Below are 17,287 nucleotides of genomic sequence, written 5' to 3'. Positions count from 1 at the left end.
TACGATTCATCGCCCGGCATCAGTAACCGGATCGCACTGCTGCAGTCGTTCAATACGGCATAGAATGCTGAGAGGTAAAACTTTAGAGGCATGACATGCTGGACATTGAACTTGATGCCACCGACATCCGGATTCTCGGCGAACTGCAGCGTGATGGCAGCCTGACCAATGTAGAGCTGGCCAGCCGGGTCAGTCTCTCGCCCTCGCCATGCCTGGCGCGAGTGAAGCGTCTGGAGAAAATCGGCGTGATCTCGCGGCGCGTCACGCTGCTCGACGCGCGTCGGCTGGGCCTGAAAGTCGTGGTGTTCATCTCCGTGTCGCTCGACAAGCAGCGGCGCGAAACACTCGATACGTTCGAGCGGCGAATCGCCGCGTTGCCTCAGGTGATGGAGTGCTACCTGATGTCAGGAGATGCCGACTATCTGCTGCGTGTAGTGGTGCCCGACGTGGAAGCGCTCGAGCGGTTGATCATCGACCAGATCACTCGCATCCCCGGCGTGGCGAGCATTCGGTCGAGTTTCGCGCTGAAGCAGGTGCTGTACAGCACGGCGCTGCCGCTCGGTTAGGTCGAATCCCGCAAATTCATAGCCTGGCGCGCACGGCCGCCCGCAGCGCTGGCAGCAATTCGGCTTCGAACCAGGGCTGCTTGCGCATCCAGCCGACAACGCGCCACGAAGGGTGAGGCAGCGGAAACAGATTGGGGCCGAAACGGCGGAAATCGCGCACGATCTCCGTCATCGTGGCGCCGACTTCGCCTTGCAGGTAATAGGCTTGGGCGTAGCTGCCAACGAGCAGGGTCAGACGGTCTTCCGGCAGGAGCCGCAGGATGGCGTCGTGCCAAAGCGGCGCGCACTCGCGGCGTGGTGGCAGGTCGCCGCTCGGGCCTTTGCCGGGGTAGCAGAAGCCCATCGGCATGATCGCCACGCGGGATGCATCGTAGAACACGTCGTGGCTCAGACCCGTCCATTCACGCAGGCGGTCGCCGCTGGGGTCATCAAACGGAATGCCGCTGGCGTGTACCCGTGATCCCGGCGCCTGGCCGATGATCAGGATGCGAGACGTGGCGCTGAACTGCACGACGGGCCGCGGGCCGGCAGGCAGATCGGCGGCGCATCGGGTACAGGATGCGATGTCACGCCGCAGGCTCGTGACGATAGCCTGCGCGCGCTGTGGGGACTTTGTGGCCATGAGCGGATTCGACGCGGTGTGCGTATATTACTGGCCTCTACGCCACGCGATGCAAAGGACCAGAGTATGACGACGCAAATCGAAACCGCAATCCTCGCCGGCGGCTGCTTCTGGGGGATGCAGGACCTGCTGCGGCGGTACCCCGGCGTGCTGTCGACCCGGGTGGGCTACACCGGCGGCGACGTGCCGAATGCCACTTATCGCCACCACGGCACACACGCCGAGGGCATCGAGATCGCCTTCGATCCGAGCCAGATCAGCTATCGCCAGATCCTGGAGTTCTTCTTCCAGATCCACGACCCAACCACCAAGAATCGCCAGGGCAACGATGTGGGGACGAGCTATCGCTCGGCGATCTTTTACCTGAACGACGAACAAAAGCAGACGGCGGAAGACACCGTGGCCGACGTGAATGCGTCCGGACTATGGCCTGGCAAGGTCGTGACTGAAATCGCACCGGCCGGACCGTTCTGGGATGCCGAGCCGGAACACCAGGACTACCTGGAGCGGTATCCGAACGGCTATACCTGCCACTTCATCCGGCCGGGCTGGAAGCTGCCGAAGCGAGGTTGAGGCAGGGCTGGAGGTCTGCCTGCGGCCGGTGAGGTTTTCGACAATCTTGTCCGTATCCTGTCAGGATGACTGTACGTTTATACAGTATAGTTATGCCGACCACGCGGTCAGTGAGGCGCAGCGAAGGTGAGATATCCCTTCAGTTTCCACCTCCAACTATCTGATTAGAGAGGACAAATTGTCAGATTCCGGCACCATTCGCATTCGCTCAGGACGGTACGTGGAAATCCCTTGTGGATCAGTGCGTTAGCGGAGGGTGTCCAGAATTCGTCCAAAATCTGTTCAATACTCTCAGCGACCGACAACCTTTACTTCAGCCCACTCTCGCCCTCGACTGTCACGGTAGAGCGCGGTCATCGCGGCTGACTTATGGCCAAGAAGGGCCTGCGCAAATTCGGGGCCGTACTCTTCCGAGTACAGGTGGGCAGCCAATGAGCGGATCTCGTGAAATGATGGGGGTGTCCTCCCGGTGGGGACCTTGATCTTTGCGGGATCCCGGAACTTCGCAAAGGCGTCGCTGAAAGACGCAAGCTTCGGGCTGTCACCGGGTTTGGCGACGCCCTTGTGGCGCACGTGGGGAATGATCGATTTCGACAGGATGCTGTCGCGGCACCCCCGGATGGCATCCTCGATCGTCATGTTCAGCGCCGTCAGCCCAACAGAGATGGGGATCTTGAGCTTGGTCCGGCCCTTGCTCTTCTGTTGCTCGACGTAAAGGAAGCCACCCTTCACGGCATCAAAGCGCATCCGCTTGATGTCCTCACGGCGCGGGGATGCGGCAAGAATCTTGGACTGGTTTATGCCGCCATTCCGAGACTCTCCCGGTATTCGATCGGGCTGAGGGAGCCGAGGGAGACCTTGATCCGTCTTGCGTTGTACCAGCGGATGTAAGAGTCAACTACCTCGATGAACTGCTAAATGGTTGTAGCCCGCCAGTCACGAGGATAGTACAACTCGGTCTTTAGCCGCCCAAAGAAACCTTCACAGGCGGCGTTATCCAGCGAGCATCCTTTGCGTGACATCGAACGAATGAGCCTGGCATCGCGCATCCGTGAGAGCCATCCGGGCCAGCGATAGTGAGCGCCGCGATCGGAGTGGACCACAGGCCTTTCATCGCTGTTGGCCACTGATTCGATGGCCGCATCCAGCATGGTATTTACGAGTTCAGCGTCCGGCCGCGTGCCGATAGCCCAGCTTACGACAAGACCGTCGAAGCAGTTGATCACAGGCGACAGATAGACCTTGCCTGCCGGAATCTGGAATTCGGTAATGTCGGTGAGCCACTTCTCGTTCGGCGCAGCAGCCTGGAAATCGCGGTTGATGAGGTTCACAGGTGTCCCCTAGGTAGGAGCCGTAACGACGGCGCCTGGTGACAGCAAGAGTAAGGCCTTCCTGCTTCATCAAACGCCGCACGACTCTCTCCGAGAGGAAGACTTGGTGTCTCGCCAGTGCCGCGCGTATCCGACGATAGCCATAGCAGCGGTGATTGAGCTCAAAGATGCTCGCGATAGCGCAACGTGTGCTTGCGTACTTGTCGGAGACGAGCAGGCGTGCACGGTGATAGAAGTAGGAGCTGCGAGCAAGTCCCAACGCGGCCAACAGCTCCGGCAACGCGTAGGTTTGGTGCAGGGCGTCAACCAGCATCGTCTTCTCCCGGTTGCTCAGGAGCTGCGGGTCGACGCCCACTTCTTTTTTATTAGTTCATTCGCCTTCTTGAGGATGTCGTGTTCGAGCTGCAGTTTCCGAATGTCGCGTCGAAGTGATTCGACCTGTTGCTCCAGTCTCGCCCGCTCATGGTCCGGCGCGGGCTTGCTTTGGCGTTTCATGGATGCTGGAGCCTCTGGCCCGAGTAGCTGGTTCTTCCAGTTATACAGCGTCGGCCTGCTCACGCCTGCTTTCTGGGCAACCGCGCGAGCGCTTTCCTCTCTGATGCATAGTTCGATGACTGCCGCCTGTTTCGTTTCCTGCGATTTCGGGACGCTGCCAGCTACTCTGCCGACTATGCGCTTACCGAGTTTGGGGTGCAGTTCTTCGATCCAGGCTGCAAGCGTCCCCCGACACGGGTATCCCAACGCCCTCAAGGTTGCAGCAGCGCAACGGGCGTGGCTCAGATAATGATCGACGGCCGCCTTCTTCTGCTCGGACGAATACCTTGACTGCGAACGAACATAGCCAGACCGTAAATCACGACACTGTTCGAATTCGCGATGCCAGGATTTAAGGGCGTTCTTGGTCGGGTATCCCAACTGTCGAGTGGTCGCTCCGATGCGCTTACCCAACTTCAAGTAGAGCCGAACCGCTCGAAGACGGTCTTCATACGAGTACATGAACTACCTCCAGGTAGTCCAAGTTTTTGTCCGCACCCCCTAGCGATCGGCGATCAGCCTTCGGCACACCCTTGACTTCAGAAGCGAGCCGTTGTCACGCTGGCCATATCGTCGATCGCCAAATTCAACTTAGTGGGCTACCGGCATCTTGCCGGCTTGTGTCAGGCTTTGCACTTGTGCCGCGGTGAACCAACTCACGCGACTCCCAGTTTGCAGACTCATGCATGCATCGCTTCCGAACACCATAAACTCTCCTCTGTTGTCATTGGTATTAGAGGCCCAAATTGCTTTGCCGGCTGGTGTGTACATAACAAGGTTCCCGTCCGTTGCCTGCATATTGAGATGTGCGCCTTGATTGTCCACGCTATTCGTGTTCGAAGCCCAGACGGCCTTGTGTGCCGTATCGTAGATCACGAGGTTGCCGTCCCCTTGCATAACGAGGCTCACGCTTCCGGCCGTCAGGGTCACACCAGAATTTAGCTTTCCTCCGGCGGCAATCTTTTTCACCTCTGTCAGAGCGACGCCGGTTACGCCACCCCATCGTTTAACAACGGTCGATCCAAGCGATGAAATGAAATTCAGGGCGTCTGACGACAAATTATTGACAGCAGTGTCCAACCCCTGAATCTGCGCTGCACTCAGCACTGATACTTGTGCCGACGTCAATACGGCCAACTGCGACGGCAGCAGCCAGTTTATTCGGCTTCCCGTGCGCAAACTCAAAGTGCCATCGCTGCCGAACACCATGTACTCCCCGCCAAAGTCATCGGTACCTGAGGCCCAGACTGACTTGCCGGCCGGGTTGCGGATTACAAGGTTTCCGTCTGCCTGCATGTTAAGAGCGGAGCCTTGGTTGTCCACGCTATTGGTAGTTGAGGCAAAGAGGACTTTGTGCGCCGCGTCGTAGATCACAAGGTTCCCGTCCGCTTGCATGGTGAGCGTCATGCCGCCCGCGCGCAGCGATTCTCCGGCGTTTAGCTTCGCTCCAGATGGCAATATAGCGGCGTCAGTGAGAGCTGCTCCCGAAGCGCCGCCATAACTCTTCACGAGGCTTGTGCCGGCCGAGACGAAGACGTTCCATGCCCCAGGAGACAGCAGCGAGATATTGAATCCCATTGCCTGAGTCCTTTCCTTGGTCAACGTGGATATCTGGTCGGCCGCCAATACCGGAGCATAGATAACGGCCAAAGTATAGGATCCCAAGCTGCCATACTTTGTGTAACCCCATGGCAAACCGATCTTCGGGTCGGGGGTCAGAGGTGACCCGCGACCAGTTCCTTCCACTTTTACGTAGTACGTCCCAGCTGCAATTTGGGGTAATGCGATACCTGCGCTGAGTGAGTCGGCAGTGGTTGGGTTGTCTTTGACAATCTGAATTGAATTGCCGGCACTATCGAGAAGGCTCAGTTTGATGTCCAGATTCGGGCCCACGGCGGCAGGGTCCGCCTGAATAGTAAGCGGGCCTTCGGGCACCGTAATGCGAAACATGTCGCTATCTGTTGACGAGCCGATTATGCCGGAGACCCGTGATGACGGACGGCCATCGCTATTCGTGCCATCGATTCCAAGCGGAAAGGCGGCTCCGATTGTATCTCCAAAATCGTCCGATATTAATTTCAAACCATAAGCGTTAATAATCGCTAGCTCGTCTTCATGGTTGTTGGCGTTTTTGTAGTCCCCGTGCGACCATGTCGTGAGCTTTCGGATAGAGTTGGCGTTAGGATGCTGAGACATTAATGGCAGCCAACTGGAGAAGCTATCGCCAGGGTAGTAGGTCGCGGTAGCGGTCCCCATGTGGGATAGTCCGAGTGTGTGTCCAGTTTCATGGGAAATGGCGTCGGCTATTACCGCCGCGCGATCAGATGCGGCAACAGCGAGCTTGTCATAGAAAACTTTCGCCGCCTTGTTGTAGTCGCTTTGGTCTGGCTGTCCGGGTGTGTCTATCGAATTGAACACGCCTATGGGTGCTTCACCCCCTGAGTCGACACTATATATGTCCCGGGTGATGTATATTTCTTGCCCGTAAATTCCATCTTGGGCATCCGCCCTCACAAGTTTGTCGCGAGCCGGCTCTTCTGTGGTGACATCTACGTCGAAGATGGCAAAGTCTTCGGCGACGCGTCGAAAAACTTCTTGAATCACGAGCCTTTCTTCCGTGTTGAACGTGGAAGGGTCGCCATCCAGGTCAAATGCGGGATAAGTTTCAACGATTGGCGGAACGGCTGTTGGATAGCGAAGAGTGCCGCCTTTGAAATTGAGGTAAATAGTCTTGGTGGAACCACTTCGGCTATGCAAAGCAAAAACATTACCCGGGTCGGCTGAGCTACTCTCGGTGAGGACCTGTAATCGCGATAGAGTATTTGGCGCAACGACTTGGGCTTGCCGGGCGTTGTCACGGTAAACAAGCTTTGCGAGACTCGTCACGAAAAGCGTGGGGTCGGTCAATAATTTTTGTCTCAGTTCCTCTGCCGTCATACCGTGCAGCACGGCAAACTCGCTTAGGGAATTGCCCAGATGGTCAATGGCCTTTTGGCCTGAATAGTATTGAACCGATCGTGCGGTGTTGCTCGGGCTTCCGCTTGCCGTAGCAGATCCATCGCCTCCGTCGTCGCCGCCACAGGCCGACAGAACTGCGGCGACACAGATTAGCAAGATTGGCTGGAATACCCGTCTGGGGTGTTTCTTCATGATGCTCCTTGTGTGCAAATCACGATAGCGACTTTTGCCTCACACAATGAGCGAGCGATGTATGCTGTTCAATCGGACGGTTCTGGAACCGGGGGTGGGCATTCGGAATTACCCCGGCAGAGGCTAATTCCCTTGGCTCAAGCCGGCGACTTAGGTCGCATCTGCTGTTGCCACAGCGGTAGTCGCGGGAGAGGCGTTGGCAAATGGAGGGGCCCAAACAAGGGGCGTGAGCGGGGTGGCTAGCTAGTTTCGCTGACGGCACCCATCGACGGCACGAACCAGATCGGCAGGGCTCGCGTCTGGTACTTCGGGGCCGGTCAAGGCCTTGAGAACGCACTCGTCGGCCGCGCTGTCTCTGTCTGTGCGATTCAGGTGAGCGAAGACGTAGAGCGCCAAGATGATGATGGCGATGGCTGCGCCATACAGAGGCTTGCGCGAGGTCATTTGGATATGGCCACGTGGCTTGAAAGCGATCAAAAAACGCCCACACCTAGAAGGAAGTGGGCGTTGCGGGAGGTATGCCAAACAGATACAGGGGATCAGAGGATCCTGTAAATTCAGTTTGATCCCGCGCCAGCATCACTTCAACGTGATGCTTCTGAATTCTGGGCCCGAAACGTCGGCCACTTCAGAGCTGTGCCGGGCGAGGTTAGGCGGCGAGGCGGAGGCGTCGCGGGATTGATCCCTTGCTGCCGCTGGCGGGGAAAGACCGTCCTCAAATGCCTTGTAGTGACGACCGACCTCTCTGAGTGAACGCAGTGCCAGGATGGCAGAAGCAGCACAGACGATTTCGATTGCGATAAGAAGGATAGCCACAAGGACTCCAAATCGGGCAGACGCATGTCGTGCCCCAGACTCGGTGAACACAGGCCAATCATTTCATTTCACGCGTCGCGGAGACTCGCGACTAGTCCGCACCCTGGGCGATCATTTCTGAAAGTGCTGACGGATGTATCTCATCCGTTGCCCACCCATTGCCGGTGTGCCTTGAGCCGTGGGCCGTGGCATCTGCGACTTGGGCTCTTACGCGATCGCCTTTTGCCGAGGGGGCATCGGCGCCGCCTCGGCGACCATGGTGTCTGGCGGATAAAGGCGCAGAAATGTCCGGGCCACCTCAGGATCACGGCATCCCAGCCAGTCGTCCCATTCTTCGCGCGGCAGGATCACCACGGCGCGCCATCCGTCCACGCGCGCCACAATCCCGCGATTGCAAACGGCTCGCCCTCCGGCCGTCCGATCCTTCACCGCACAGCCTTGCCCGTTTCCCAGTTTGGCTCATAGAACCCTGTGGCCGGGATCAGGCAAAGCTGCCCGGCTTTCCAGTGCTTGGCGAACGAACTGAGCTTCCCGCTCGTTTCCATCTGGGCGTTGGCCGTTGGGTAGTAGCGCACGCCAGGCGGGATCTTTGCCTTGGGCACCATGCTGAATGTGCCCAGCACCGCCTCGCGCGAGCCATCTTCCGCGGCGCGGATGATTGGGGCAGGGTAGTCAGGCCACGCTTCGGCCTTCCATTCGCCGGCCGGCGGCTCGACGCCGAACACGTCGCGCAAGACTTGACGCTGGATCGGAGCGTAATTTACTCACATGGGCTAGTCCCTCCTGTTGCACTTCCGAGTGTACTCGCGCGCGGAGTGCGGCTCGAAAGTCTCCTCAATCCTGGCGGCGTGCTCAAGGACACAGGGCTCGCCTGCCAGGGCTGCACGAAGACTCTCCAACACCTGCAGTGTCGAGATATGGCAGTGGCTGGCCATGGTTCGCTGGAGTTGATCTACGTGAACCACGAGGATGCGGAGTCGGTGGATGTCCCAAAGCAGGGCGCGCGTCTCCGGCTCCGGGCACTGAAAGTACAGGGCGCGTAGATCAGCGGCCGTGAGCTTGGGCAAGTTGTAGCGGCCGTCAGTGCCAATAGGGAATCGCGGCATGGCTATACTGTATATTTGTACAGTATAGCCACTAATGTAATGCGTCGCCCGCATTGCCGGATGGGCCCGTGAGCGGACCTACGACGCGCTGACCCGTTGCCTCCAAGGGTAGGCTCGAAGGGGGGCGCGACAACCGTGGGAGGTTTGCTGCGGACCAGGACGTACACTGTATGTTCATACAGTAGTATGATGCTGAAATCGTCAAGGCGGTGTAGTGCGTTCGTCCAAAGCCCCCTTGTAAGTGATTGATTTTATTGGTGTGCGATGGTCGATTTTGGTGGCATACAAGATCGTCATTTTTTGCACCTAACCCCATGATTCGAGAGGACAAATTGTCAGATTCCGGCACCATTCGCATTCGCGGCGCCCGTCAGCACAACCTCAAGGACGTTGATCTCGACTTGCACACGGGCCAGATGACCGTGGTGACCGGGCCGTCCGGTTCGGGAAAGTCGAGCCTGGTGTTCGACACGCTCTACGCCGAGGGCCAGCGTCGCTACGTCGAGACGTTCAGTGCCTATGCGCGCCAGTTCCTGGATCGCATGGATCGGCCGCAGGTCGACAAGGTGGATGGTGTCCCGCCAGCTATCGCGATCGACCAGACGAACCCGGTGCGTAGCTCGCGGTCCACGGTCGGCACGATGACCGAGCTCAACGATCACCTGAAACTGCTGTTCGCGCGCGCGGCGGAACTGTTCGACCGGCAGACCGCGTTGCCGGTCCGGCATGACTCGCCAGAGACGATTTATGCGGAACTGGTGGCCCGGACGAGCGCGGGGCAGCCGTTTGCCGATGCCCGGCTGGTGCTGACGTTCCCGGTCGAGCTGCCGGAATCGGCCACCGAGGAAGAAGTCGCCCAATGGCTCTCGGTCAGCGGATACACCCGGGTGCACGGCCAGCGCGTGGTCGAATCGGCGACCGGAAACCGCAAGGTGCTCGACGTGGTGGCGGACCGTTTCCGTATTGGCAACGTTGAGAAGGCGCGGGCGCTCGAAGCCATCGAGGCCTCGCTCAAGCGTGGCAGCGGCCGTGTCAGCGTGCATGTGGTGACGGACGAGGGTGAAGGGCCGGTCTGGAAGTTCTCGACCGGGCTGCATTGTCCGGAAAGCGATATCCGCTATGCGGACCCGCAGCCGGCGCTGTTCTCGTTCAATTCCGCCTATGGCGCGTGCGATGCCTGCCGTGGATTCGGGCGCGTGATCGGTGTCGATCTGGGGCTGGTGATTCCTGACGTCCGCAAGTCGCTGCGCGATGGGGCGATCAAGCCGATGCAGACCCCCGCGTGGAAGGAGTGTCAGGACGATCTGATGCGCTACGCGGCCAAGGCCGGCATCCCGCGCGATCTGCCGTGGAACCAGCTCAGCGAGGCCGAACAGCACTGGGTGATCCACGGGTCCCCCGACTGGAACGGGCAGTGGAACAAGCAGTGGTACGGCGTGATGCGGTTCTTCAGCTACCTCGAGTCGAAGGCCTACAAGATGCATATCCGCGTGTTGCTGTCGAAGTACCGCAGCTACACGCCTTGCGAGACCTGCGGCGGTGCCCGCCTGAAAACCGAGGCGCTGCAGTGGCGCCTGGGGAGCGCCGGGAACGCCAACGCCGTGCTGCCGCCGGCGGACCGGTTCCTCCCGCGCGGCGTGGACTGGAGCCGCTCCCAACTGGAAGCGCTGCCCGGCCTGACCGTGCACGACCTGATGCTGATGCCGATCGCGCGCATCCGCCGTTTCTTCGACGACCTGACGCTGCCGTCGGCGCTGCTCGACGATGCGCTCAAGCTGCTGCTGGCGGAGGTCCGCACACGGCTCAAATACCTGTGCGATGTGGGTCTGGGTTATCTGACGCTGGACCGCCAGAGCCGCACGCTTTCGGGCGGGGAAGTGCAGCGGATCAACCTGACCACGGCGCTTGGCACGTCGCTCGTCAATACGCTGTTCGTGCTCGACGAGCCCAGCATCGGCTTGCATCCGCGTGATCTGAACCGCATCGTGGAGGCCATGCATCGCCTGCGCGACGCCGGCAATACGCTGGTGGTGGTGGAGCATGACCCGTCCGTGATGCTGGCCGCGGATCGCCTGATCGACATGGGACCGGGGCCGGGCGAACGTGGCGGCACGATCATCTTCGACGGAACGCCGGAGGCCATCCGCAAGGAGCGGACCCTTACCGGGGACTACCTCGGCGGACGCCGCCGCGTGACGGACACGTCGGACTGGCAATTGCGCCCGATCGACGCCGCCACGCCGCGCCTGCGGTTGGAAGGCGCGCGCGAGCATAACCTCAAGGACGTCACGGTCGAGATCCCGCTCAATCGCCTGGTCTGCGTGACCGGTGTGTCGGGCTCGGGCAAATCGACGCTGCTGCAGGACGTCCTGTATCCGGCCATGGCACGCCATTTCGGCAAGGCTACCGAGTCGCCGGGCGTGTTTCGCGAACTGGTTGGCGCGGACCAGGTCGATGACGTGGTCTTCGTCGACCAGTCGCCGATCGGCAAGACCGCTCGCTCGAACCCGGCCAGCTACGTTGGCGCGTTCGACGAGATCCGGAAGTTGTTTGCCAAGGCGCCGCTGGCACTGCAACGCGGCTATACGGCTGGCACCTTCAGTTTCAACTCTGGCGATGGCCGTTGCCCGACCTGTGGTGGTTCAGGGTTCGAGCATGTCGAGATGCAGTTCCTCTCGGATGTCTACCTGCGTTGCCCCGATTGTGATGGCACGCGCTATCGCGCTGAGGCGCTGGAAGTCAAGATCGAGCGCGCCGCGCGCGGTCAGGCGCCACGCGCGCTGAGCGTGGCCGACGTGCTGGAACTGACGGTCAGCGAAGCCACGGCCCTGTTCGAGAGCGATCCTGCCGTGTTGCGCGTGCTGGCGCCGATTGCGGACGTCGGCCTGGAATACGTCAAGCTGGGGCAGCCCGTGCCGACACTGTCTGGCGGCGAGGCGCAGCGCCTCAAGCTGGCCGGCTTTCTGGCGGAGGCGGCGCAGGCCCAGCCGGTCAAGAACCGCAAGGCGGTGGTGTTGCCGAAGCGCCTGTTTATGTTCGACGAGCCCACCACCGGGCTGCACTTCGACGATATCGCCAAGCTGATGCGGGCTTTCGGCAAGCTGCTCGACGGCGGCCATTCACTGATCGTCATCGAGCACAACCTGGACGTGATCCGTGCTTCGGACTGGATCGTCGATTTGGGTCCGGAAGGTGGCGACGCCGGCGGCGAGGTGGTCTGCGTGGGGACCCCGGACGACGTCCGGGCGTGTGCCGAATCGCATACCGGCCGCGCGCTGATCCACTATGACGCGGCACTGGGCGAGGGCGGGACGTTGGCGGCGGAGCGCGCCGAGATCGCGGAACATGGCCTGCCGCTGCAGGCGGCGGTGCAGGCCGCGCGGGCACGCCGCGCCATTGAGGGCGAAAACGTCGTGCGTATCGTGAATGCCCACGAGCACAACCTCAAGTCGCTCAACGTCGATATCCCGCACGGCAAATTCAATGTCATTACCGGGGTATCGGGTTCGGGCAAGTCGACGCTCGCGTTCGACATCCTGTTCCACGAAGGACAACGCCGCTATCTGGAGTCCCTCAACGCCTATGCGCGTTCGATCGTGCAGCCGGCCGGGCGGCCCGAAGTGGATGCGGTCTATGGCATTCCGCCCACGGTGGCGATCGAGCAGCGTCTGTCGCGTGGCGGGCGCAAGAGTACCGTGGCCACCACGTCGGAGGTTTGGCACTTCCTGCGGCTGCTCTACGTCAAGCTCGGCATCCAGCATTGCGTGCACGACGGCGCGCCCGTGACTTCGCAGAGTCCGGCATCGATCGTCGCCCAGCTGATGCGCGATCATCGCGGCCAGCACGTGGGTTTGCTGGCGCCGCTGGTGGTTAACCGCAAGGGTGTCTATACCGATCTGGCCAAGTGGGCCAAGGCACGTGGCAACACGCATCTGCGCGTTGATGGCGAGTTCCTGCCGGTCGATCCGTGGCCACGCCTGGACCGCTTCCGCGAGCACACGATTGAGTTACCGGTGGGCGATATCGTCGTGTCGCCGGACAATGAGGCGGAACTGCGCGCGCTGCTGGAGCAGACACTCGAACTCGGCAAGGGGGTCATGCATCTGCTGGCCCCGCTCGATGGATTGCACGACGCGATGCAGGGAGGCAAGAACACCGGGCACGTGGGCGAAACGAAGGTGTTTTCGACCAAGCGTGCCTGTCCGGTCTGCGGCACAAGCTATCCGGAGCTTGATCCCCGCATGTTCTCGTACAACAGCAAGCATGGCTGGTGCAACACGTGCGTGGGCACGGGTCTGGCGCTGACACGCGAGCAGCGTGCCGCGTTTGACGATACCGTGCTCGGTGGCGATGACCGTGGCCGTGAGCAGAGCCTGCCGTCGGAAGAGCAAGAGCCGGAGGGCGTGGGTGACGCGGCGTGTCCCGATTGCAGCGGGACGCGTCTCAATCCCGTGGCGCGTGCGGTAACGTTCGATACCAATGCGATTACCGATGTGGCGCAATGGACGGTGTCCGATACCCGTCGCTGGGTGGACGGTTTGCGCCTGAAGGGGCGCGATGCCGAGATCGCGCGCGACGTGGTGACGGAGATCGCCAGCCGCTTGCAGTTCCTGGAGGAGGTGGGGCTCGGTTACCTGAGCCTGGACCGTGCCGCGCCGAGCCTGTCTGGCGGCGAGGCCCAGCGTATCCGCCTGGCCGCGCAGCTCGGCAGCAATCTGCAGGGCGTTTGCTACGTGCTCGATGAGCCGACGATCGGCCTGCATCCGCGCGACAACCAGATTCTGCTCGATGCCTTGCGCAAGCTCGGCGACAAGGGCAATACGCTGGTGGTGGTGGAGCACGACGAAGACACAATCCGTCGCGCCGATCACATCATCGACATCGGCCCGGGCGCAGGCAAGCGCGGTGGCAGCCTTGTGGCGCAGGGCGGCGTGGAAGCGCTGGCGGCGGCCAAGGATTCGACCACCGGGCAGTTCCTGGCCCATCCGATGATCCATCCGCTGCAGGCGCGCCGTCCGGTCACACCCGCGCGCGCGGGCAAGCCCGCGGATCCGCCGCAATGGCTGACCGTCCACGGTGCCAACCTGCACAACCTGCGCGATGTCACCGCGCGGATTCCGTTGACGCGGTTGGTGACGATTACCGGGGTGTCCGGGTCCGGCAAGTCGACGCTGGCGCGTGATGTGCTGATGACGAACCTGCTCGACGCCGTCGGGCGATCGGTGATGTCCTCGCCGGCCACGCGCCGCGCTCGGGCCGTGGCCGAGAAGGCCGGCAAGCCGACGGCGACCAAGTCGCTCAGCGTGGAGCACGCGTGGCATGGCTGCGAGTCGATCAGTGGCTGGGAATCGATCGACCGTGTGCTCGAAGTCGATCAGACCCCGATCGGCAAGACGCCGCGCTCCTGTCCGGCGACCTATATCGGTGTGTGGGACGCCATCCGCAAGATGTTCGCGGAAACGCTCGAAGCCAAGGCGCGCGGTTATAGCGCGTCGCGGTTCTCGTTCAATACCGGCGAGGGCCGCTGCCCGGCGTGCGAGGGCCAGGGCGTTCGGACGATCGGCATGAGTTTCCTGCCGGACGTGAAGGTGCCATGCGATGTCTGCCATGGGCAGCGATTCAACCCGGAAACGCTGGCGGTGACCTGGCGTGGCAAGAATATCGGCGAAGTGCTGACGATGGAGATCGACGAGGCGGTGGAGTTTTTCTCGGCCACCACGCAGATCGCGCATCCGCTGCAACTGATGAAGGATGTCGGGCTGGGCTACCTGACGCTGGGCCAGCCGTCGCCCACGTTATCGGGCGGTGAGGCGCAGCGCATCAAGCTAGTCACCGAACTGTCGAAGGTCCGTGACGACATCACGCGCCGCGGCCAGAAAGCGCCACATACGCTGTATGTGCTAGACGAACCGACGGTGGGCCTGCATATGGCGGACGTGGCGCGCCTGATCAAGGTGCTGCATCGCCTGACCGATGGCGGGCACAGCGTGGTGGTGATCGAGCACGATCTTGACGTGATCGCCGAGGCCGACTGGATTATCGACCTCGGGCCGGAAGGTGGCGCGAATGGCGGCACGATCGTTGGCGCGGCGGATCCCGAGGCATTGTCCCGCATTCGGGCCAGCCACACCGGCGCGGCGCTGGTGCCGGTGCTGGCACGCGCTGCGCAGGGTAGCGAAAGGGCGACGGGCTGAAGTCGGCGGGAGGGCGAGGCTGGCTGGCCCTGTGGGCCGGCTAGCGCTTTCGGGCGGAACCGGGGGGCGTCGGCCCCTGGATCGCGGCCGCGCAGAAATCAATCAGTTCCTCCATCGGCGGTTCCGAGCGCGAGCGTTTCCCGCGCTCGCGCACCCAATGGGCCAGCGCGTAGACCACGGTGTCGATGAACCAGACCATGCGCAGTTTCATCACGTCGCGCGGCACGTTCGGAAACAACTGGTAGATATGCTCCCGCACGCGGTACAGCGCGCTCATCGCGGTCCGATCCACGAGGCCCTTGCTTAGCAGACCAGGGCTGAACGTGGTCTGTGCCAATACCTGCAGGTAGTTGGTGCCCCAGTCCGTCTGGAGCACCACGTCGACCAGCGGGCGAATCGTGGCATCCACCACGCCGTGAATGTCGATGGGCGTCCCGCGTTGCTCAAGCGCGTCGAGATAGCCGTTCCGGATCCGGTTGATCTCGTGCAGACGGCGGTTGAGCAGATGGCTCACCAGGGCCTCGCGTGACCCGAAGTGGTAGTGCAAGGCGGAGCGGTTCTTCTGGCCGCTTTCCACCACGATCTGCCGTAGTGCCACCTGCTCCACGCCCTGCTCGGCAAAAAGCCGTTCGGCGATCTCGAGGATCCTTCTTGCCGTGTCGGTCAGGCCGTCGCCATTGTCGTCTGTCGCTTCCACACCAGGGCTGCCACGCTTGGCAGCCTTGCCTTGCGCAGGCGGCTTGTGCTCGTCGACGATGATGGTGCGCGCTTGCTTGAGCTTCATCAGAAATGTCCTGCCGTTCCCTGAGCTTCTCGGTGGATGAGTGAAAGCCCGGCAAGGATACGGAAAAATCTGATGTCCGACATCTATCGGGGTGTCGAATTCCGTCCAAATACCCGTCCAGTTGGGGAAAGTCCTAGCTATCTGAACCTTCGGATGGCCTTAGCCTTCGTCCTTGTCAATTTAATACGAGAGATTAAATGACGTGACGTGATCGCAAGATTGCACCTCAGGGCACCGGGTCGGAGGAACCGGAGTCATGGGCCACCACACCAGAGGACGGGGATCCCAAAACATGAAGAAGACGCTGTTCGCCGCCATCGCCGGCGGCCTGCTTGCGCAAGGGGCGCAGGCACAATCGTCCGTGACGCTCTATGGCGTTGTGACGACGAGCATCCAGTACGTCAACCACGTGCAGAACACCAACAACGGCGTGCTGGCACCGGGCAGCGGGTCGGACGTGTTCATGAACTCGTCGGGCATCGCGCAGTCGCGTTTCGGCCTGCGCGGTATCGAGGATCTTGGCGGCGGGCTCCAGAGCCTGTTCGTGCTGGAGAACCAGTTCAATACCGACAACGGACAGATGGGTAACGGCGGCCTGCTGTTCGGCCGTCAGGCTTACCTGGGTCTGCAGAACCAGTGGGGGAAGCTGACGTTTGGCCGCCAGTACACGTCAGCATTCCTGATCATGGGTAGCTTCACGCCGGCGGCGTACGCGCCCGAGTTCGAGCCCGTGGTCGGCATTGCCGGGGCGAACTTCCGCGAAAACAACATGGTCCAGTACCAGGGCACGTTCGGGCCGGTTTCGCTGATGACGCACTGGTCGTTCGGCGAGCGCACCGGTACGTTCGCGGCCGGTTCGGCGTACGGTATCGGCGCGTCCTACCAGTCTGGTCCGTTCGGTGTCGCGGCGGCCTATGACGAAGTCAAGACGTTGAATACCGCACAGGCAACGGGCGCATCGGGTTCGAACGACTACGGCCGCGACATGCGCGCGATGGTCGCGGGCAGCTACCGTCTCGGACTGGTGAAGATGGTCGCCGGCTATCGCTGGGGCAACTCGGTGGCGCCGTCGACCGGCACGCCGACGCTATTGCCGCATCGCGACAACATGTATTGGGCCGGCGTGTCCTGGGACGCCACGGCCGCGCTGCGCCTGACCGCGGCGTACTACTACGACGACATCAAGGACGCGACGATCGCTGGGCAGCACGTCAACCCGAAGAATCCTCAGCAGTACCTGGCGCTGGCCGACTACAACCTTTCCAAACGCACGGATGTCTTCTTCGCGGTGATGTACGCACGCAACGCGTCGCTGAACTGGGACAACATCTCGTATTTGCCGAACGGTCAGTCGGTGGGGTATCTGCCGTCGACCTCGCAGGTCTATTACAAGACGCCTGATGCCAGCGGTCAGTTGGGCGTTTCACTGGGTCTGCGCCACATCTTCTGATCCAACTGAAAGCGAGGGCCTGCGCGGCACTCCACTCCGCGCAGGTATTCTGGCGCCGCAATGGATGTTGCGGCGCCGTTTTTGTTTGTTGCGTTGCGTCTGTCGCCACCATTCCAGATCGTCCGACGTTGCCGAACGTAGGTATCATCATCATGTTTTCG

The 17,287-nt window shown here is 61.3% G+C and carries 10 protein-coding genes and 1 pseudogene; 4 read left to right on the top strand and 7 right to left on the bottom strand.

The window, feature by feature from the left end:
* The first annotated feature begins 95 nt into the window (after positions 1–95).
* Complete coding sequence (locus tag RMET_RS23470) at positions 96–566, top strand: Lrp/AsnC family transcriptional regulator (protein ID WP_008649536.1); 471 nt, start codon at positions 96–98, stop codon at positions 564–566.
* Between the two features lie 16 nt (positions 567–582).
* Here RMET_RS23470 and RMET_RS23465 read toward each other — a convergent pair whose 3' ends face one another.
* Positions 583–1,188 (bottom strand): uracil-DNA glycosylase family protein, encoded by a 606-nt coding sequence (locus tag RMET_RS23465; RefSeq protein ID WP_011519010.1) that lies wholly within the window; start codon positions 1,186–1,188, stop codon positions 583–585.
* Between the two features lie 66 nt (positions 1,189–1,254).
* Between RMET_RS23465 and msrA the strand changes: the two genes are divergently transcribed.
* The gene (gene msrA / locus RMET_RS23460) at positions 1,255–1,761 is read left to right on the top strand and encodes a peptide-methionine (S)-S-oxide reductase MsrA (RefSeq protein ID WP_011519009.1); all 507 of its coding nucleotides are present in this window, start codon (positions 1,255–1,257) and stop codon (positions 1,759–1,761) included.
* Positions 1,762–2,052: 291 nt separating this feature from the next.
* Here the strand turns inward: msrA and RMET_RS23455 are convergent, their stop codons facing one another.
* From RMET_RS23455 to RMET_RS34465, 5 genes and pseudogenes are all read right to left on the bottom strand, one after another.
* Positions 2,053–2,517, bottom strand: coding sequence for a tyrosine-type recombinase/integrase (locus RMET_RS23455; protein ID WP_267880296.1), 465 nt, complete (start codon positions 2,515–2,517; stop codon positions 2,053–2,055).
* A 41-nt stretch (positions 2,518–2,558) separates the two neighbouring features.
* Positions 2,559–4,088 (bottom strand): annotated as a pseudogene (locus RMET_RS32765) (IS3 family transposase).
* A 129-nt stretch (positions 4,089–4,217) separates the two neighbouring features.
* Positions 4,218–6,776 carry a pre-peptidase C-terminal domain-containing protein gene (locus tag RMET_RS23440; RefSeq protein ID WP_011519008.1) on the bottom strand — a complete coding sequence of 853 codons (2,559 nt, stop codon included), beginning with the start codon at positions 6,774–6,776 and terminating at the stop codon, positions 4,218–4,220.
* Between the two features lie 1,023 nt (positions 6,777–7,799).
* A complete protein-coding gene (locus tag RMET_RS34470) occupies positions 7,800–7,946 on the bottom strand; it encodes a hypothetical protein (protein WP_322790415.1) in 147 nt (48 codons plus the stop codon).
* Positions 7,947–8,017: 71 nt separating this feature from the next.
* Positions 8,018–8,317 carry an SOS response-associated peptidase family protein gene (locus RMET_RS34465; RefSeq protein ID WP_322790416.1) on the bottom strand — a complete coding sequence of 100 codons (300 nt, stop codon included), beginning with the start codon at positions 8,315–8,317 and terminating at the stop codon, positions 8,018–8,020.
* A gap of 695 nt (positions 8,318–9,012) precedes the next feature.
* On the opposite strand from RMET_RS34465, the gene uvrA reads away from it, so the two are divergent.
* On the top strand, positions 9,013–14,892 hold the full coding sequence (uvrA, locus tag RMET_RS23420; protein WP_011519005.1) for an excinuclease ABC subunit UvrA: 5,880 nt from the start codon (positions 9,013–9,015) through the stop codon (positions 14,890–14,892).
* Between the two features lie 40 nt (positions 14,893–14,932).
* On the opposite strand, the gene RMET_RS23415 is transcribed toward uvrA, so the two are convergent.
* A complete protein-coding gene (locus RMET_RS23415; RefSeq protein ID WP_011519004.1) occupies positions 14,933–15,676 on the bottom strand; it encodes a TetR/AcrR family transcriptional regulator in 744 nt (247 codons plus the stop codon).
* Between the two features lie 292 nt (positions 15,677–15,968).
* Between RMET_RS23415 and RMET_RS23410 the strand changes: the two genes are divergently transcribed.
* Positions 15,969–17,126 (top strand): porin, encoded by a 1,158-nt coding sequence (locus tag RMET_RS23410; RefSeq protein ID WP_011519003.1) that lies wholly within the window; start codon positions 15,969–15,971, stop codon positions 17,124–17,126.
* Positions 17,127–17,287: the final 161 nt, after the last annotated feature.

Origin of the sequence: Cupriavidus metallidurans CH34, from assembly GCF_000196015.1 — a bacterium.
Classification (GTDB): Bacteria; Pseudomonadota; Gammaproteobacteria; order Burkholderiales; family Burkholderiaceae; genus Cupriavidus; species Cupriavidus metallidurans.
This window is presented reverse-complemented; position numbering and strand designations above follow the sequence as displayed.